Origin of the sequence: Enterobacter sp. ZOR0014 (assembly GCF_000798855.1) — a bacterium.
In the GTDB taxonomy this organism is placed as follows: domain Bacteria; phylum Pseudomonadota; class Gammaproteobacteria; order Enterobacterales; family Enterobacteriaceae; genus Enterobacter; species Enterobacter kobei.
Genome location: NZ_JTLF01000098.1, coordinates 32,477 through 51,666 on the forward strand (window position 1 = coordinate 32,477; position 19,190 = coordinate 51,666).

Below are 19,190 nucleotides of genomic sequence, written 5' to 3' on the forward strand. Positions count from 1 at the left end.
AGGGGAAATAGGGAATGGGTTTTCGGACTAATGGATAAAATCGAAATGAAAAGCAAATAATTAAAATATATAATCACTAAAAATCAATAATTTATAATATAAATTCATTAACTAACATCTGCGTATTTTCTTAAAATAAACCGCAGCAATTAACGGGTTAACCGTCTTTTTCGGATTAAACTCACATCCAGAATTTGAGTTAACTAACAGACATCAGGAATTATCCGATAAAAAAATGCCGGCATTTCGCCGGCACATTTTCATGATGTTTTAATTACGCGCGCCAGGCTTTATAGCGGTTAATCAAACCATTGGTCGAGCTGTCGTGGCTGGTGATCGCTTTATCGTCACCCAGCTCTGGCAGAATGCGGTTTGCAAGCTGTTTGCCCAGTTCAACGCCCCACTGGTCAAAGGTGAAGATGTTCAGGATGGCACCCTGAGTAAAGATCTTGTGCTCGTACAGCGCAATCAGCGCACCCAGGCTGAACGGGGTGATTTCACGCAGCAGGATGGAGTTGGTTGGGCGGTTGCCTTCGAACACTTTGAACGGCACAACGTGGTCCAGCGTGGCCGGATCTTTACCCTGATCGCGATACTCCTGCTCAACCACCTCGCGGGATTTACCGAACGCCAGCGCTTCAGTCTGGGCGAAGAAGTTAGACAGCAGTTTTGGATGGTGGTCAGACAGCGGGTTATGGGTAATAGCCGGGGCGATGAAATCGCACGGTACCATTTTGGTTCCCTGGTGGATCAACTGGTAGAACGCGTGCTGGCCGTTAGTGCCCGGCTCACCCCAGATGATTGGACCCGTCTGGTAATCCACCGCGTTGCCGTTACGGTCAACGTACTTACCGTTGGATTCCATATTGCCCTGCTGGAAGTAGGCCGCAAAGCGATGCATGTACTGGTCGTACGGCAGGATCGCTTCGGTTTCAGCGCCAAAGAAGTTGTTGTACCAGATACCAATCAGCGCCAGCAGCACCGGCAGGTTTTTCTCAGGTGCGGTGGTGGAGAAGTGTTTATCCATCGCGTGCGCGCCGGAGAGCAGTTCAACGAAGTTATCGAAGCCTACGGACAGAATGATGGACAAACCGATGGCAGACCACAGAGAGTAACGGCCGCCAACCCAGTCCCAGAACTCGAACATGTTCGCGGTGTCGATACCGAACTCGCCAACCGCTTTACCATTGGTGGACAGCGCCGCAAAGTGTTTCGCCACGTGCTTGTTGTCGCCCGCGGTTTTCAGGAACCAGTCACGCGCGCTGTGGGCGTTGGTCATGGTTTCCTGGGTGGTGAAGGTTTTAGACGCCACCAGGAACAGGGTGGTTTCCGGGTTCACGTTCTTCAGCACTTCCGCGATGTGAGTACCATCGACGTTAGACACGAAATGCATGTTGAGGTGGTTTTTGTACGGACGCAGCGCTTCGGTCACCATGAACGGACCCAGATCAGAACCGCCGATGCCGATGTTTACCACGTCGGTGATCGCTTTACCGGTATAGCCTTTCCAGCTACCGGAGATGATCGCTTCGGAGAAAGCTTTCATCTTTTCCAGCACCGCGTTCACTTCCGGCATAACATCTTTGCCGTCAACGATGATTGGCGTATTGCTACGGTTACGCAGGGCCACGTGCAGCACAGCACGGTCTTCGGTGCGGTTGATTTTCTCGCCGGAGAACATGGACTTGATAGCGTCGGCAAGCTGAGTCTCTTTTGCCAGATCCTGCAGCTTTGCCAGCGTCTCTTCGGTAATGCGGTTTTTGGAAAAATCCACCAGCATCAGGTCGTCGAAGGTCGCGGAGAACTTAGCGAAACGATCGGCATCTTTCGCGAACAGATCCGCGATGGTGACGTCTTTCATTTCATCAAAATGTTTCTGGAGTGCCTGCCAGGCAGCGGTCTGCGTTGGGTTGATGTTTTTCATTAGCAATACTCTTCTGATTTGAGAATTGTGACTGCGGTCGATTGTAGCGCCTGCAAATAAAAATTGTGATGGTTTTTATGCCATTGCCCTGGCCTGCATCAAACACAGGTGAAAAGACCCGAAAAGTATAGCTGCTGAAGTGCCCTCCCGGGCGGCGAATTGTCGGTCAAAAGGGGGTAAAACGGAGCATAAAATATGGCCCTGTTATAAGTCCTGTTTCTCAGGGGTACCCCCCCATAAAAAATCCGCATAATCCCAGCATTGACAGGACCTCCCCCGCATTTTATTTATAGGGCCGTATTTTGCGCCTGCACCTGTTTTCGTTTCACTCTTGTGCCAAGGTCGCTTATTCATTCCCTGACACGAGGTTGTTATGACGAGTTTTGTGGTCGCCAAGTTTGGCGGCACCAGTGTGGCCGACTACGATGCCATGAACCGCAGCGCCGATGTGGTGCTGGCCGATCCGAATACCCGCCTGGTGGTGCTCTCCGCATCCGCTGGCGTGACGAACCTGCTGGTTTCTCTGTCTGAAGGACTGGAAGCGACAGAACGTTTCGTGAAGCTGGATGCACTGCGCAAAATTCAGTTCGACATCCTTGAGCGTCTGCAAAATCCAAACGTGATCCGCGAAGAAGTGGAACGCCTGCTGGAAAATATCACCACCCTGGCAGAAGCAGCGTCTCTGGCCACCTCCACCGCCCTGACCGATGAACTGGTCAGCCACGGTGAATTGATGTCTACCCTGCTGTTCGTTGAAATCATGCGCGAACGTAACGTTCAGGCGCAGTGGTTTGACGTGCGTAAAGTGATGCGCACCAGTGACCGTTTTGGCCGCGCTGAACCGGACGTTGAGATGCTGGCTGAGCTCACCAACCAGCAACTGGCCCCGCGCCTGGCTGAAGGCATGGTGGTCACCCAGGGCTTTATCGGCAGCGAAGCCAAAGGTCGCACGACGACGCTGGGCCGTGGCGGCAGCGACTATACCGCGGCTCTGCTGGGTGAAGCTCTGCATGCCACCCGTGTGGATATCTGGACTGACGTGCCGGGTATCTACACCACCGACCCGCGCGTGGTTTCCGCGGCGAAACGTATTGATGTGATCGCGTTTGAAGAAGCGGCGGAAATGGCCACCTTCGGCGCGAAGGTGCTACACCCGGCTACGCTGCTGCCTGCCGTGCGCAGCGATATTCCGGTCTTCGTGGGCTCCAGTAAAGATCCTAAAGCGGGCGGCACGCTGGTTTGCAAGAAAACGGAAAATCCACCGCTGTTCCGTGCGCTGGCCCTGCGCCGTCGCCAGACGCTGGTGACGCTGCATAGCCACAATATGCTCCACTCCCGCGGTTTCCTGGCAGAGGTGTTTGGCATTCTGGCGCGTCACAATATCTCCGTAGACCTCATCACCACCTCCGAAGTGAGTATTGCGCTGACGCTGGACACCACCGGCTCGACCTCCACCGGCGATACCCTGCTGACGCAGTCGCTGCTGATTGAGTTGTCCGAGCTGTGCCGCGTGGAAGTGGAAGAAAACCTGGCGCTGGTGGCCATCATTGGCAACAAGCTGTCGCGCGCCTGCGGCGTGGGCAAAGAGGTGTTTGGTGTGCTCGACCCGTTCAACATCCGCATGATTTGCTACGGTGCCTCCAGCTACAACCTTTGTTTCCTGGTCCCTGCGGATCAGGCTGAGCAGGTCGTGCAGAAACTTCATCAGAATTTGTTTGAATAAAATTCGTTAGCACGTTAAACAATATCGATAAGCCGGGCACAGACCCGGCTTTTTCATAACAAAACAACACGACAATACTGCAAGGAATTCACTATGTTATCCGTTATCACCCGGCTGTTCCCCTTATGGGCGCTGCTGCTCTCTGTCCTCGCGTATTACACGCCCGCCACGTTCACCGGTATTGGTCCATGGGTCGCCACGCTGCTGATGCTGATTATGTTCGGCATGGGCGTGCATTTAAAAATCGACGATTTCAAACGCGTGCTGTCGCGCCCGGCTCCGGTTGCTGCGGGTATCTTCCTGCATTACCTGGTGATGCCGCTCGCGGCGTGGCTGCTGGCGATGGCCTTTAAGATGCCGCCGGATCTCTCTGCCGGAATGGTGCTGGTGGGCAGCGTCGCCAGCGGCACGGCGTCTAACGTCATGATCTATCTGGCGAAAGGGGATGTTGCCCTCTCCGTTACCATTTCATCCGTTTCCACGCTGGTGGGCGTGATTGCCACGCCGCTGTTAACCCGCCTGTACGTGGACGCGCATATTCAGGTGGACGTGATGGGGATGCTGCTCAGCATTCTGCAGATTGTGGTGATCCCGATTGCACTGGGACTAGTCATTCACCATCTGTTCCCGCGCGTGGTGAAAGCCGTTGAGCCCTACCTGCCTGCGTTTTCAATGGTCTGCATTCTGGCCATCATCAGCGCCGTGGTGGCGGGTTCTGCCTCGCACATTGCTTCCGTCGGTTTTGTGGTGATCGTCGCAGTCGTGCTGCATAACACCATCGGACTGCTGGGAGGATACTGGGGCGGGAAGCTGTTTGGTTTCGACGAATCCACCTGCCGCACGCTGGCGATTGAAGTCGGGATGCAGAACTCCGGTCTGGCGGCGGCGCTTGGCAAAATTTACTTCTCGCCGCTGGCGGCCCTGCCGGGTGCCCTGTTCTCGGTGTGGCACAATCTTTCAGGTTCGCTGCTGGCGGGCTACTGGTCCGGCAAACCGATTAATGCACAAACGAAAAAAGAATCGGTGAAACAGGATTGAATTGCTTTACACTGAAGCCTCCCCCTCAGGAGGCTTCAGCAATGGCTACACCACGTTTGACCCAGAAAGACATGACGGAAGCCGAGCAGCGCGAACTGAAAACGCTTCTCGACCGCGCCCGCATTGCACATGGCCGCACGCTGACGAACGCCGAAACCAATCAGGTGAAAAAAGAGTACATCGACAAGCTGATGGCGGAACGTGACGCCGCGGCGAAGAAAGCCCGCAAACTGAAAAAAGAGCAGGCTTATAAACCGGATGCAGAGGCGACCTTCTCCTGGTCCGCCAGCACGTCAACCCGTGGAAGGCGCTAATCAGCGCCCTTTCTTTTTACGACCCGGCTGGGTAAATCGCTTACCGTTACCCGGCTTGCCTCGCCCTTTCTCTTCCGCCTGCGGCGCCTTCACCACCGGGCGTTTAATCGCCTGGGTTTTCGGCTTCGCCTTAGCCTTCGGCTTCGCTTCTGACGACGAGTTTTCGATAAGCCTGAACAGCTCAATCAGCTCGTCATCCGTTAAGTCACGCCACTCGCCCAGCGGGATCCCGGACAGGCTAACGTTCATGATGCGCGTACGTTCAAGCTTCGTCACTTCATAACCGAAGTACTCGCACATGCGGCGGATCTGGCGGTTTAAGCCCTGTACCAGGGTAATACGGAACGCGAAAGGCGCTTCTTTCTTGACCTTACACTTCTTCGTCACCGTACCCAGGATCGGCACGCCTGCGCTCATCCCGCGGATAAACTCGTCCGTTACCAGTTTGTTTACCGTAACGATGTACTCTTTCTCATGGTCGTTACCGGCTCGCAGGATTTTGTTCACCAGATCGCCATGGTTGGTGAGGAAAATCAGCCCCTGCGAATCTTTATCCAGACGGCCAATCGGGAAGATGCGGCTGCTGTGGTTCACGAAATCAACGATGTTGTCTCGCTCACCGTCTTCCGTGGTGCTGACAATCCCAACCGGTTTATTCAACGCGATAAACACCAGGTCTTCTGCATCACGCGGTTCGATGACCTGACCATTCACTTTGACCACGTCGCCAGGCACCACCTGATCGCCGATGGTGGCGCGTTTGCCGTTAAGAAACACGTTACCTTGTTCAATGTAACGGTCAGCCTCGCGACGTGAGCAGATCCCGCTCTCGCTAATGTATTTGTTTAATCGGGTTGATTGAGTTGGCAGCATAGTTTCTCCTGTGAAGGGCGAAATATACCTTAGGTTTGGGCTGGAAAAAAAGATTAGCCGACGGTAACTGAGACGGGTTCTTTAGTTTGCGAGAGGCTTTCAGGATTGAGCAACCTGTCATTTACCCATTTACTTACTCCTTTTATTTTGCTCATCAGGCAAAAGTATTTGTAGTTTATAAATCACAGGGAGTACTATGAAGGAGATCGTTCAGACAGAATCCTTCCGACGCTGGGAGCAAAACCTGAAAGATCGGCGAGCGAAAACCATTATCGCTTCTCGGCTCTTTCGATTGTCATATGGCTTAAAGGGCGACGTTAAATCCGTGGGTGAAGGGATAAGTGAACTAAGAATCCACTATGGCCCGGGCTACAGAATCTATTTTAAACAAACAGGGGATTGCATCATCGTGCTGTTAAGTGGCGGCGATAAAAGCAGCCAGGATAAAGACATACTGATGGCAAAAATGCTGGCCAAGACATTCATTCTGCTGGAGTAATGCACATGAGTAAATTAACACCTTATGATCCAGCCGACGCACTGGTAGATGACGAGGAAATCGCAGTATTTATAGCTGATGCACTAGAAACAGGTGACTCGACGTATATCGCTAAAGCCCTTGGCGTTGTCGCGCGAGCCAAAGGAATGTCAAGCATTTCACAGCATACCGGCTTATCACGAGAGCAGCTTTATCGGTCATTCAGTGATAAGGGTAACCCAACGCTTAAAACCACAATGGCGGTTATGAAAGCGCTGGGCCTCGAGCTAACTCTCAAGCATGTTGAGAATTAAAACTCGTCCCGCTCGTCATCTTCATCCGGCTGTTCCATCACGCTATAGGCTACCGCGCAGAACAACGAGTTAAGACGCTTCATATCCCCCAGCAGCCCCAGGTGCAGGGAGCTGGTCTCGATACTCTGCACGTTTTGCTGATGAAGACGCTCAACGTGGGCGTGCGAGTAGCGACGGTTGAGGATGCGGAATCGATGCTTGTTACGACGCAGGCGGCGCGCGCTCGGCACGTCGCTGGAGAAGAAGACCAGCATCGCCAGCTTCAGGTTGCTCAACAGCTGTTCGTGGAGCGCCTCCAGCTCCTTCAGGCCCTCAATGGAGAATGCCCGACGTGCTGCCAGTGACTTATCTGCAATCTCACTCCCCATACGCTCCACGATATCGGAGGCTTGCTCCAGGTTGAGCGACATCTCGATGATTTCTGCCCAGCGGCGAGACTCCTCTTCCGCCAGTTCATCCTGCGGAATACGCGCCAGATAGAGCTTAATGGCGGTATAAAGCACGTTGATATCGTCCGCCAGCCTGCGCAACTCTTTCTCTTCGCGCGGTTCGCCGTGCATCACCTTCTGCAGCCCTTCGAGCATGGTTTCCATCGCATCACCCATGCGTAGCGTCTCGCGGGCGGCATTCGCCAGCGCCAGCGCCGGGGTATCCAGCGCGGAGGTATCCAGATGCTTCGGTTTCAGGCGCGCATCCAGCTCCGGTTCATCCTGAATGAGTCGTTCGCAAAAGCGGGCCATCGGCCCCGCAAAAGGCACCATCGCCAGGCAGCGCACCAGGTTATAGAAAACGTGGAAATAGATCACCAGCTCCGCTTTCGGCAGCGAGAGGTTATCCATCAGGTTCGCCAGCGGGTGCACAAACGGCAGGATAATCAGGCTACCCACCAGCTTAAACAGCAGGCTGCCGAGCGCCACGCGGCGAGCCGCAGCGTTGGCGGCACTGTTGTTGAGCATTGCCAGCAGGCCAGACCCCAGGTTCGCACCAATCACCAGACATAGCGCCACCGGGAAGGAGATCGCCCCGGCAGCGGTGAGCGTGGCCGTCAGCAATACGGCTGCCAGGCTTGAATAGCTGACGATGGCAAACACCGCGCCAATCAGCGCGTCCAGCATGATGTCACCGGTCAGAGAGGCGAAGATGACCTGAACGCCGTTGGCTTCGGTGATGGGGGTGACTGCCTGCACAATCAGCTCCAGCGCCAGCAGGATCAGCCCCAGGCCAATCCCCACGCGCCCAAGCTGCCCGGCACGCGTCTGTTTGCGCCCGAGGAAGAAGATGACGCCAATGAAAATCAGCAGCGGCGACAGCCAGGAGAGATCGAACGTCAGAATACGCGCCATCAGCGCGGTACCTACGTCGGCCCCCAGCACGATCACCAGTGCCGGCGCGAGCGCCACCAGATCCTGTGCCACAAAGGAGGTGACAAGCAGGGTGGTGGCATTACTGCTCTGAACCAGCGCCGTGACGCCTATCCCCGCACAAAAGGCGAGCGGCTTCTTCTCAACGCTGCTGCTGAGAACGGTGCGTAAACGAGCACCAAAGACGCGCATCACGCCGGTACGGACGATATGGGTCCCCCAAACGAGCAGTGCGACTGCGGAGAGCAGATGTAACAGGGTCAGCACGGAAGGTTTTCCTCCTTATCGTTATTCATTTTCCTTAGGTTCAGTATAAGGGTTTAAACGTAAGAAAGAGACAGGGCGCCCCATGAGCGCCCTGTTTGTTGTAAGGAAAAGTGATTTTAGTCGGCGTCGTAGCCGAGATTAGGCGCCAGCCAGCGCTCGACTTCTGACACGCTCATGCCTTTGCGCAGGGCGTAATCTTCGATCTGATCGCGCTGTAGCTGCGCCACGGCAAAGTACTTGCTGTCCGGGTGGCTGAAATACCAGCCGGAAACAGAGGCACCAGGCCACATGGCAAACGACTCGGTGAGTTTCATCCCCGTATGGGCCTCAACATCGAGAAGTTTCCAGATGGTGCCTTTTTCGGTGTGCTCCGGGCAGGCCGGATAGCCCGGCGCCGGGCGAATGCCCTGGTAGTTTTCGCGGATCAGCTCCTCGTTGCTGAGGTTTTCATTGGCCGCGTAGCCCCAGTACACCTTACGTACGCGCTCATGCAGATACTCAGCGAAGGCTTCCGCCAGGCGGTCGGCAATCGCTTTGACCATGATTTTGTTGTAATCATCATGCTGCGCTTCGTATGCTTCCGCCAGCGCATCTTCTTCCAGGCCGCCGGTTACCGCAAAGGCGCCGATATAGTCGGCTTTGCCACTCAGTTTCGGTGCGACGAAATCCGCCAGACAGTAGTTGGCGAAGCCCACTTTCTCCGTTTGCTGACGCAGGTGATGGCTCACGGTCAGCACATGCGTGCGGGTTTCATCGCGGTAGATTTCCACATCGTCACCCACGCGGTTCGCCGGGAACAGCCCCACCACGCCGCGCGGATTGAGGGATTTCTCTGCACTCAGCTTGTCGAGCATGTCATTGGCATCTTTAAACAACCGCTTCGCCTCTTCACCTACCACCTCATCCTCGAGGATACGCGGATATTTGCCCGCCAGCGACCAGGTCATGAAGAACGGCGTCCAGTCGATGTAGTTACGCAGCGTTTCGATGCTGGCGGTGACGTCCTGCACGCCCAGACGGTGCGCAACCGGCGGGGTATAGCTGGACCAGTCAAACGCCAGATCGTTATCGCGCGCCGCCTGAAGTGAAACCGGCGGCGTGCGCGGTTTCTTACGACCGTGCTGGATGCGGACGGTTTCGTACTCTTTGCGGGTGCGCGCCACGAAGTCATCGCGCTGAGTGTCGGAGAGCAGCGCGGACACCACGCCTACGGTGCGCGAGGCGTTCTGCACATAGACCGTCGGGCCGCTGTAGTTCTGTTCGATTTTTACCGCCGTATGCGCTTTCGACGTGGTTGCCCCGCCAATCAATAACGGAATAGTGAAGCCCTGACGCTCCATCTCTTTTGCCACGTTGACCATCTCGTCCAGCGACGGCGTGATCAGCCCGGAAAGGCCAATCAGATCGGCATTCACCTCACGCGCGGTTTTGAGGATTTTATCCGCCGGGACCATTACCCCGAGGTCGATAATTTCGTAGTTATTGCACTGCAGCACCACGCCGACGATATTCTTGCCAATGTCGTGCACGTCGCCCTTCACGGTGGCGATGACCATCTTGCCGTTGCTGGAGCCTTTCTCTTTGCTGGCCTCGATAAACGGCTCCAGATAGGCCACGGCCTGCTTCATCACGCGGGCAGATTTCACCACCTGCGGCAGGAACATTTTTCCCTCGCCGAACAGATCGCCGACCACGTTCATGCCGTCCATCAGCGGGCCTTCGATCACCTCAATCGGGCGGGCTGCCTGCTGGCGCGCTTCTTCGGTGTCCTGCTCAATAAACTCGGTGATGCCTTTCACCAGCGAATATTCCAGACGCTTTTTCACGTCCCAGGAACGCCACTCGGCCTGCTGAACGTTGGCCGATTCATCCGTTTTGCTGCCGCGGTATTTCTCCGCGAGGTCCAGCATGCGCTCGGTGGCGTCGTCGCGACGGTTAAGGATGACATCTTCTACCGCGTCGCGAAGCTCGGCAGGGAGGTCATCGTAAATCGCCAGCTGGCCGGCGTTAACGATCCCCATGTCCATCCCGTTGCGGATGGCGTAGTAGAGGAACACGGCGTGGATCGCTTCACGCACCGGGTCGTTGCCGCGGAACGAGAACGACACGTTCGACACGCCGCCGGAGATTAACGCATGCGGCAATTCACGTTTAATGTCTTCACATGCGCCGATAAAGTCCTGGGCATAGTTGTTATGCTCTTCAATCCCGGTCGCGACGGCGAAAATGTTCGGGTCGAAGATGATGTCTTCCGGCGGGAAACCCACCTCTTCGGTCAAAATCTTGTACGCGCGGCGGCATATCTCAATTTTACGCTCGCGGGTATCCGCCTGGCCCACTTCGTCGAAGGCCATGACCACCACGGCGGCACCGTAGCGGCGGACCATCTTCGCGTGGTGGATAAAGATATCAACGCCCTCTTTCATCGAGATAGAGTTGACGATGCCTTTACCCTGAATGCACTTCAGCCCTTTTTCGATGACTTCCCATTTGGAAGAGTCAATCATGATCGGCACGCGGGCAATGTCCGGCTCGCCGGCAATCAGGTTGAGGAAACGCACCATCGCCGCTTCGGCGTCGAGCATCCCCTCGTCCATGTTGATATCAATAATCTGTGCGCCGCTTTCCACCTGCTGGCGGGCGACGTCCAGTGCTTCGCTGTATTTCTCTTCTTTGATCAGACGTTTGAACTTCGCGGAACCGGTAACGTTAGTCCGCTCACCCACGTTCACAAACAGGCTGTCGTCACCAATGGTCAACGGCTCGAGACCAGAAAGACGACAGGCAACGGGAAGCTCAGGCAGCTTACGCGGCGGCAGCCCGGCCACGGCGTTGCTCATAGCGGCAATGTGTTCCGGCGTGGTGCCGCAGCAGCCGCCAACAATGTTCAGGAAGCCAGATTCAGCCCACTCGCGGATTTGCGCCGCCATGGTGTCGGCATCCAGATCGTATTCACCAAAGGCATTGGGCAGACCGGCGTTCGGGTGCGCGGTGACATAGCATTCTGCGATGCGCGATAACTCCTGCACGTACTGGCGCAGTTCATCTGGCCCCAGGGCACAGTTCAGGCCAAAGGAGAGCGCTTCCGCGTGGCGCAGGGAGTTATAAAACGCTTCGGTGGTCTGGCCGGACAGGGTACGGCCGGAGGCGTCGGTAATGGTGCCGGAAATCATGATCGGCAGGTCAACGCCCAGTGCCTCGAACTCCTCTTTCACCGCGTAAATCGCGGCTTTGGCGTTGAGGGTGTCGAAAACCGTTTCAATCAGGATCAGGTCGGAACCGCCTTCCACCAGCGCTTTGGTCGATTCACGGTAGGCAGCGACCAGCTGGTCAAAGGTGATATTACGAAATGCCGGGTCGTTGACGTCCGGTGAGATTGATGCGGTGCGGTTGGTTGGGCCAAGCACCCCGGCAACGTAGCGCGGTTTGTCCGGCGTGCGGGCAGTCCATTCATCTGCGCAGGCACGAGCCAGTTTAGCCGCCTCAAAGTTGATCTCCGCCGACAGGGATTCCATCTGGTAATCCGCCATAGCGATGGTTGTCGAGTTAAAGGTGTTGGTTTCAACGATATCCGCCCCTGCCTCGAAGTAGGCATTGTGGATATCCTTAATGACGGACGGCTTGCTGAGCACCAGCAGGTCGTTGTTACCTTTCAGATCGCAAGGCCAGTCAGCGAAGCGTTCGCCGCGGAAATCGTCTTCACTCAGACGATAGCCCTGGATCATCGTGCCCATGCCGCCGTCCAGCACCAGAATTCGTTCATTTAACTGCGCACGCAGTTGCTCTACTTTGCTGCTCACACTTGCTCCCGACAACGCTCAACAAGGCCAAAAGGCTGCGTTCCATACTGGCACAATCTCGCAGGGTGGAAAAGTCACACAGCGGTAACATGAGACATGTTCACCATCACTCCTCCGATCAGTCAGGATAACGGTTGCAAAATCACCAAATAAAACGAAAATGATTTCCACGATACAGAAAAAGGAGATCGTCATGGTCGCGACCGTTCCCGCCAAACGCGGCAGAAAACCTGCTGCCACCCCCGCAGCACAACCGAGCGGACAGGTACAATCGCTCACGCGCGGTCTGAAGCTGCTGGAGTGGATAGCCGAGTCGCACAGCAGCGTGGCCCTGACGGAGCTGGCCCAGCAGGCTGGCCTGCCGAACTCCACCACGCACCGCCTGCTGACCACTATGCAGCAGCTGGGCTTTGTCCGCCAGGTCGGCGAGTTGGGACACTGGGCGGTGGGCGCACATGCCTTTATCGTTGGCAGCAGCTTCCTGCAAAGCCGCAATCTGCTGGCGATTGTGCATCCGATTCTGCGCAAGCTGATGGAAGATTCCGGCGAGACGGTAAACCTGGCGGTGCTTGACCAGAGCGATCATCAGGCAATCATTATCGATCAGGTGCAGTGCACGCAGCTGATGCGTATGTCCGCGCCGATTGGCGGTAAGCTGCCGATGCATGCGTCCGGGGCAGGAAAAGCGTTTCTGTCTCAGCTCAGCGAAGATCAGGTGACAGGGCTGCTGCATCGTAAAGGGCTGCACGCCTATACCCATGCCACGCTGGTTTCGCCGGTGCATCTGAAAGAGGATCTGGCGTTAACCCGCAAGCGTGGCTATTCATTTGATGATGAAGAACATGCTTTGGGTCTGCGCTGTATCGCGGCCTGTATCTTTGACGAGCACCGCGAGCCGTTTGCCGCCATCTCTATCTCCGGGCCGATTTCGCGCATGACCGACGACCGCGTTACCGAGTTAGGTGCGCTGGTGATTAAGGCGGCGAAAGAGGTGACGCTGGCGTATGGTGGGATTCGTTAAACCGGATGCAAAACCGCTGCTTGCGGCGGTAAGCGTACACATCTTCCACATGCCCGTTTTTGATCCGCGTTTGCAGCCCACGCCAGTAGCTGGCACGAAAAAGGTCGGCGTGCATCTCTTCAAATAGCGGCCCGATGCGCGGGTCGGCGCACAGCCAGTGGCGAAACTCTTCGGGAAAGACATCGCCCGGCGAAACGCTGTACCACGGTTCACCAGACAGTTCATCTTCCGGGTAACGGGGCGGCGGGATATCGCGGAAATTCACTTCGGTCATGTAGCAAATCTCGTCGTAATCATAAAACACCACTCGCCCGTGGCGCGTGACACCGAAGTTTTTAAACAGCATATCGCCCGGAAAAATATTGGCCGCGGCAAGCTGGCGAATCGCGTTACCGTATTCTTCTATAGCATCGCGCAGCACCTGACCCTCGGACTGCTCCAGCCAGATGTTCAGCGGCACCATGCGGCGCTCGATGTAAAGATGGCTAATCACGATTTTGTCGCCAAGATCGGTGATTTTCCCGGATGCTTCCTTGAGCAAAAGCGCCATCAGCGCCGGGTCGATCTGTTGCTTATCCAGCACAAAGTTTTCGAATTCCTGAGTATCCGCCATACGTCCGACACGGTCATGCTCTTTGACCAGCTGATAGCAGGCGCGGACGTGCGCGGCGGTCATCTCTTTTTGCGGCGCGAAGCGGTCTTTAATGACCTTAAATACGCGGTCGAACCCCGGAAGCGTAAACACCAGCATCACCATGCCGCGAATGCCAGGCGCTTCGATAAACTGTTCATCTGCGGTGGTGACATAACGCAGGTATTCCCGATAGCTTTCCGTTTTAGCGTGCTTCTGACAGCCAATCGCCATATACAGCTCGGCGGTGGTTTTGCCCGGCAGGATCTCCCGCAGCCATTCCACCAGCGCGGCAGGCAACGGTGCGTACACCATGAAATAGGAGCGGGCGAAGCCAAATACAATGCTGGCCTCGGCGCTGGTGGTCAGGCAGGTATCGACAAACAGTTCCCCGTCATCTGTGCGATGGATGGGGAGCAGAAACGGTACGATGGCCGATGGCGTGACCAGTTTTCCTACCAGCCAGGCGGCTTTATTGCGATAGAAAAGCTCGTTGGCAACCTGCAAGTGGCTGCGGCCGAGCAACGCCTCGCCGAAGGTTTCGCGCAGGTGGGTGTGGATATAACCTATATCCCGGGTTTTATTCTCCCAGGGCAAACGCAGCGGCAAATCGGTTAGCACACGGTGCAAAAGCTTCTCCCACCCGCGTTCCGGGAAGAAATCTTTCGCCAGCGGACGTGGGATAGCACGAAATCGTCGTTCAGGCTGAGAGCTGAAGATAAATAACCGCTCAGGAGATAATGAGCGGTGGTCAAATAACCGGCAATAGACGGAGTTGAAAAAGCTCTCCGCAATCTCGAAGCGCGGATAGTCAGGTAATAAATGGGTGTAGTGCTCTTTCACGCGCAGTAAAAAGTCCGCATCCGGGCTTTTACCATCGGTAATACAGCGCAACTGCTCCACCACCAGACCCACGTGGTGGTCATAAAGGTGAATACGCTGCTTCATGGCCTGCTGAACCGCATGCCAGTCTGCATGTTCGAAGCGCTGTTGCGCACCGGATGTCACTTCAAGAAAACGACCATACTGGGCATCGAAGCCCTGCAAAATAGTTTGAGCAATCAGTAATTCCAGGCCACGCGACATATATTCCCCCTCACCCCAACCCTCTCCCCGAGGGGGGAGAGGGGGAAACGATTAGAACTGTGCTTCTTCGGTTGATCCCGTTAAGGCGGTGACGGAGGAGGCACCGCCCTGAATGATAGTGGTCACGTTGTCGAAGTAGCCCGTTCCCACTTCCTGCTGGTGAGAAACGAAGGTATAACCCTCTTTTCCGGCGGCGAATTCTGGCTGCTGAACCTTCTCGACGTAGTGTTTCATGCCTTCACCCTGCGCATAAGCATGTGCAAGGTCGAACATGTTGAACCACATGCTGTGGATACCCGCCAGGGTAATGAACTGGTACTTGTAGCCCATGTCAGAAAGCTGCTGCTGGAAGCTGGCGATGGTTTTATCATCCAGATTCTTCTGCCAGTTGAAGGACGGCGAGCAGTTATAGGCCAGCAGTTTGCCCGGATATTTCGCATGAATGGCATCGGCAAAACGTTTTGCCAGCGCCAGATCCGGCGTGGAGGTTTCACACCAGACCAGGTCGGCGTAAGGGGCATACGCCAGGCCACGGCTGATCGCCTGTTCGATGCCTGCATGGGTACGATAGAACCCTTCACTGGTGCGCTCACCGGTGATGAACTCGCTGTCGTACGGATCGCAGTCAGAGGTGATCAGGTCAGCCGCATCCGCATCGGTACGGGCAATGACCAGCGTCGGCACGCCGAGCACGTCTGCCGCCAGACGCGCGGCAACCAGCTTCTGAATCGCTTCCTGGGTCGGAACCAGCACCTTACCGCCCATGTGTCCGCACTTCTTCACCGATGCCAGCTGATCTTCGAAGTGAACGGCCGCTGCACCGGCCTCAATCATTGATTTCATCAGCTCGAACGCGTTCAGCACGCCGCCGAAACCCGCTTCCGCATCCGCGACGATCGGCAGGAAGTAGTCAACAAAGCGCGGATCGTTGGGTTCGATGCCTGCCGCCCACTGGATCTGATCCGCACGGCGGAAGGTGTTGTTGATTCGATCAACCACCGACGGCACGGAGTTCGCCGGGTAGAGGGACTGATCCGGATACATACTGGATGCCAGGTTGGCATCCGCCGCAACCTGCCAGCCGGAAAGATAGACAGCCTCAATACCGGCCTTCGCCTGCTGCAGTGCCTGACCGCCGGTCAACGCCCCGAGGCTATTGATATAACCCTTTTTGGAACCACCGTGCAGCAGCTTCCACATTTTCGCCGCGCCATTTTGCGCCAGCGTGTATTCCGGATTGACCGAGCCGCGTAATTTCACCACTTCTTCCGCGCTGTACGGACGACGAATGCCTTCCCAGCGCGGTTGTGTCCATTCTTTCTTCAGTTCTTCGATTTGTTGGGTACGGGTTTTCATGTGCAGATGCTCCATATTGTTATGTGGTGAGTTACGCCAGGAAGCGGTAGCCCGGCAGGGTCAGGAAGTCGATTAAGTCATCTGAGGTGGTGATTTGTTCCATCAGGCGTGCAGCATCGTCAAAACGTCCGCTGCTGAATCGGTGTTCGCCCAACTCGTCCTGGATCACCCGCATTTCTTCGGCCAGCATCTGGCGGAACAGGGCTTTGGTCACCGGCTTGCCGTTGCTGAGCGTTTTTTGATGATGGATCCATTGCCAGATAGAGGTGCGGGAGATTTCCGCCGTGGCGGCATCTTCCATCAGGCCGTAGATCGGCACGCAGCCGTTGCCGGAGATCCAGGCTTCGATGTACTGCACCGCAACGCGAATGTTGGCGCGCATGCCCTCTTCCGTACGTTCACCTGCACACGGTGCCAGCAGCTGTTCTTCAGCCGTTGGCGCATCCTCTTCGCGCGTAACAAAGAGCTGATTTTTATTGTCACCGAGTACGCGGTTAAAGACTTCCATTGCCGTGTCTGCGAGGCCCGGATGGGCGATCCACGTTCCGTCATGACCGTTACGCGCTTCAAGCTCTTTATCGGCCTTCACTTTGTTGAGCACCTGATTGTTACGCTCCGCGTCTTTGCTCGGAATAAATGCCGCCATGCCGCCCATCGCAAAGGCACCGCGCTTGTGGCAGGTTTTGATCAGCAGGCGCGAGTAGGCGCTCAGGAACGGCTTATCCATAGTGACGACCTGACGATCGGGCAGTACACGATCGGGATAATTTTTCAGGGTTTTGATATAGCTGAAGATATAGTCCCAACGCCCACAGTTCAGGCCGACGATGTGGTCACGCAGGGCATGCAGAATTTCGTTCATCTGGAAAACCGCAGGCAGCGTTTCAATCAACAGGGTGGCTTTGATGGTGCCACGTGGCAGGTTGAAACGATCTTCTGCATAACTGAACACCTCACTCCACCACGCCGCTTCCTGCCAGGCCTGCGTTTTTGGCAGATAGAAATAGGGGCCGCTGCCTTTTGCCAGCAGGTTTTTGTGGTTGTGGAAGAAATAGAGCGCGAAATCAAACAGGCTGCCGGGAATGGCTTCCCCACGCCAGGTGACGTGTTTTTCAGGCAGATGGAGACCGCGTACGCGACAGATCAGCACCGCCGGATTCGGTTTAAGTTGATAGATTTTCCCGGCTTCGTTGGTATAGCTGATGGTGCCGTTCACGGCGTCGCGCAGGTTGATTTGCCCCTCGATAACCTTACGCCAGTCCGGTGCCAACGAGTCTTCAAAATCAGCCATAAAGACTTTAACGTTCGCGTTCATGGCGTTGATCACCATTTTGCGTTCTACCGGACCGGTGATCTCAACGCGGCGATCCTGTAAATCTTCAGGAATACCACGAATTTTCCACTCACTACGGCGAATGGAAGCGGTTTCCGAAATAAATCCAGGCAACTTGCCATCGTCAATTTCCTGCTGCTGGTGAATGCGTGCTGCCAGCAGCTTATTGCGCTGCGGCGTAAAGCGGGTCACCAGTTCAGTCAGAAATTCGACCGCCTCTGCCGTCAATATTTGCTGTTCTTGCTCACCATGCGGCTGGGTAAAGGCCAGTTCGTCGACCGTCGTTGCCTGTTGAGTCATTACTCTGCTCCTCATCAAAGATCCAAAATCACGCCCCCGATGCGAACGAAAGATCGTTGTGTAGTTTTCGCTCAGCAGAATTAAGACTATCTCTATTTTTTCCAAAATCAAAAACAATTTCCATTTTATTTAATTTATAAAGTTAACTCCTTGATCAGTATGAAATTAAAGTTTTCCCCAATGTTGAGTAGAATTTCGGAAATAAAAAAGGCACCCGAAGGTGCCTGATGCGAACAGCTGAAACGCTTTAGGATCGTTTAATGCAGAAGATTACTCTAGCGTCGGATTCATGTGTCGCAGATCGTATGGCGTGATTTGGTAGACGTAATAGTTGAGCCAGTTTGTAAAAAGCAAATTCCCGTGGCTGCGCCAGGTTGCTCTCGGTTTGTTTTGTGGATCGTTTTTCGGGAAATAGTTGTACGGCACATCCGGATTAAGACCCGCTTCGACATCACGGAAATACTCTGACGCGAGGGTATGCGGATCGTATTCAGGATGCCCGGTTACAAAGGCAATGCGCTTATCTTTGCTGGCAAACAGGTATGCATCCCCATCTTCCGTTTCGGCCAGGATCTCCAGATCGGTGTAATCACGGATCAGCTGCGCCGGGAAATCGGCATAGCGCGAATGCGGCGCCAGAAACGAATCATCAAACCCGCGCGTCAGCAGAGCATGTGGATGAAGAATGTGGTGTTCGTATACGCCGGAGAGCTTTTCAGTGCGGGTTTGTTTAGGGATACCATAAAGAATATTCAGTGCCGCCTGTACCGCCCAACAAACAAACAAGGTGGACGTGACGTGATCTTTTGCCCACTCCAGGACCTGTTTGATCTGCGGCCAGTAGGCAACATCGTTAAATTCAACCAGACCGAGCGGTGCGCCGGTCACAATCAGGCCGTCGAAGTTTTCACCCTGAATGTCATCGAAGTTACAGTAAAAGTTGTTCAGGTGCTCAGAAGGCGTGTTGCGTGACTCGCGCGCATCGATCCGCAGCAGCTGAATATCGACCTGCAGCGGAGAGTTTGAAAGCAGACGCAGGAACTGATTCTCTGTTTCAATCTTTTTCGGCATCAGGTTGAGAATAAGAACCTTCAGCGGGCGAATTTCCTGAACTGTTGCGCGTGAAGCCGTCATCACAAAGACGTTCTCTTCACGTAAGAAATTGACGGCTGGTAGCTCGTCCTGCACCCGAATCGGCATATCGTTGAATCCTCAAAGCATACGTATAAACGTTTAGACATCCAGACAGCTAACAATACCGAGATCCGGCCTGAATGTCGAGTCTGCAAGAGGAAGGTGAGAAAGTTTCAAGGAGAGGAATAAAGCCCAAAGCAAAAAACCCCGCACCTTACGGTACGGGGTTCTTCTTGA

At 55.0% G+C, this 19,190-nt stretch carries 14 protein-coding genes; 6 read left to right on the top strand and 8 right to left on the bottom strand.

Translation table 11 applies throughout. The features are described 5' to 3' along the window. Positions 1 to 274 precede the first annotated feature (274 nt). Complete coding sequence (gene pgi, locus L977_RS04725) at positions 275 to 1,924, bottom strand: glucose-6-phosphate isomerase (RefSeq protein ID WP_014882096.1); 1,650 nt, start codon at positions 1,922 to 1,924, stop codon at positions 275 to 277. 373 nt (positions 1,925 to 2,297) lie between these two features. On the opposite strand from pgi, the gene lysC reads away from it, so the two are divergent. The 3 genes from lysC to L977_RS04740 all read left to right on the top strand — a co-directional run bounded on the left by lysC (position 2,298) and on the right by L977_RS04740 (position 4,999). After that, entirely contained in the window at positions 2,298 to 3,647 is a 1,350-nt protein-coding gene (gene lysC, locus L977_RS04730; protein ID WP_023331779.1) for a lysine-sensitive aspartokinase 3, read from the top strand. Between the two features lie 93 nt (positions 3,648 to 3,740). Further along, positions 3,741 to 4,685, top strand: a complete 945-nt coding sequence (gene panS / locus L977_RS04735) for a ketopantoate/pantoate/pantothenate transporter PanS (protein ID WP_047625003.1) — start codon at positions 3,741 to 3,743, stop codon at positions 4,683 to 4,685. A 41-nt stretch (positions 4,686 to 4,726) separates the two neighbouring features. After that, positions 4,727 to 4,999 carry a DUF3811 domain-containing protein gene (locus L977_RS04740; protein WP_014882093.1) on the top strand — a complete coding sequence of 91 codons (273 nt, stop codon included), beginning with the start codon at positions 4,727 to 4,729 and terminating at the stop codon, positions 4,997 to 4,999. Here the strand turns inward: L977_RS04740 and rluF are convergent, their stop codons facing one another. Next, complete coding sequence (gene rluF, locus L977_RS04745) at positions 5,000 to 5,872, bottom strand: 23S rRNA pseudouridine(2604) synthase RluF (RefSeq protein ID WP_032637776.1); 873 nt, start codon at positions 5,870 to 5,872, stop codon at positions 5,000 to 5,002. It abuts the gene before it with no gap. Positions 5,873 to 6,068: 196 nt separating this feature from the next. Between rluF and L977_RS04750 the strand changes: the two genes are divergently transcribed. Beyond that, positions 6,069 to 6,371 (top strand): type II toxin-antitoxin system RelE/ParE family toxin, encoded by a 303-nt coding sequence (locus L977_RS04750; RefSeq protein WP_047625006.1) that lies wholly within the window; start codon positions 6,069 to 6,071, stop codon positions 6,369 to 6,371. A 5-nt stretch (positions 6,372 to 6,376) separates the two neighbouring features. Further along, complete coding sequence (locus tag L977_RS04755; RefSeq protein ID WP_047625021.1) at positions 6,377 to 6,664, top strand: addiction module antidote protein; 288 nt, start codon at positions 6,377 to 6,379, stop codon at positions 6,662 to 6,664. Here L977_RS04755 and L977_RS04760 read toward each other — a convergent pair. Beyond that, positions 6,661 to 8,292: a Na/Pi cotransporter family protein gene (locus tag L977_RS04760; RefSeq protein WP_047625009.1), complete on the bottom strand. Its 1,632-nt coding sequence runs from the start codon at positions 8,290 to 8,292 to the stop codon at positions 6,661 to 6,663. The two genes, L977_RS04755 and L977_RS04760, sit on opposite strands and share 4 nt — an antisense overlap. Positions 8,293 to 8,408: 116 nt before the next feature. Then, positions 8,409 to 12,092, bottom strand: coding sequence for a methionine synthase (gene metH, locus L977_RS04765; RefSeq protein ID WP_045268802.1), 3,684 nt, complete (start codon positions 12,090 to 12,092; stop codon positions 8,409 to 8,411). Between the two features lie 193 nt (positions 12,093 to 12,285). On the opposite strand from metH, the gene iclR reads away from it, so the two are divergent. Further along, positions 12,286 to 13,113: a glyoxylate bypass operon transcriptional repressor IclR gene (gene iclR / locus L977_RS04770; RefSeq protein WP_014882087.1), complete on the top strand. Its 828-nt coding sequence runs from the start codon at positions 12,286 to 12,288 to the stop codon at positions 13,111 to 13,113. On the opposite strand, the gene aceK is transcribed toward iclR, so the two are convergent. The 4 genes from aceK to metA all read right to left on the bottom strand — a co-directional run bounded on the left by aceK (position 13,067) and on the right by metA (position 19,019). Further along, the gene (aceK, locus tag L977_RS04775) at positions 13,067 to 14,830 is read right to left on the bottom strand and encodes a bifunctional isocitrate dehydrogenase kinase/phosphatase (protein WP_023331773.1); all 1,764 of its coding nucleotides are present in this window, start codon (positions 14,828 to 14,830) and stop codon (positions 13,067 to 13,069) included. The genes iclR and aceK overlap by 47 nt on opposite strands. Positions 14,831 to 14,881: 51 nt before the next feature. Further along, the gene (aceA, locus tag L977_RS04780; RefSeq protein ID WP_047625012.1) at positions 14,882 to 16,186 is read right to left on the bottom strand and encodes an isocitrate lyase; all 1,305 of its coding nucleotides are present in this window, start codon (positions 16,184 to 16,186) and stop codon (positions 14,882 to 14,884) included. Between the two features lie 31 nt (positions 16,187 to 16,217). After that, positions 16,218 to 17,819, bottom strand: a complete 1,602-nt coding sequence (aceB, locus tag L977_RS04785; protein WP_047625013.1) for a malate synthase A — start codon at positions 17,817 to 17,819, stop codon at positions 16,218 to 16,220. A 270-nt stretch (positions 17,820 to 18,089) separates the two neighbouring features. Next, positions 18,090 to 19,019, bottom strand: coding sequence for a homoserine O-acetyltransferase MetA (metA, locus tag L977_RS04790; RefSeq protein WP_014882083.1), 930 nt, complete (start codon positions 19,017 to 19,019; stop codon positions 18,090 to 18,092). Between the last annotated feature and the right edge of the window lie 171 nt (positions 19,020 to 19,190).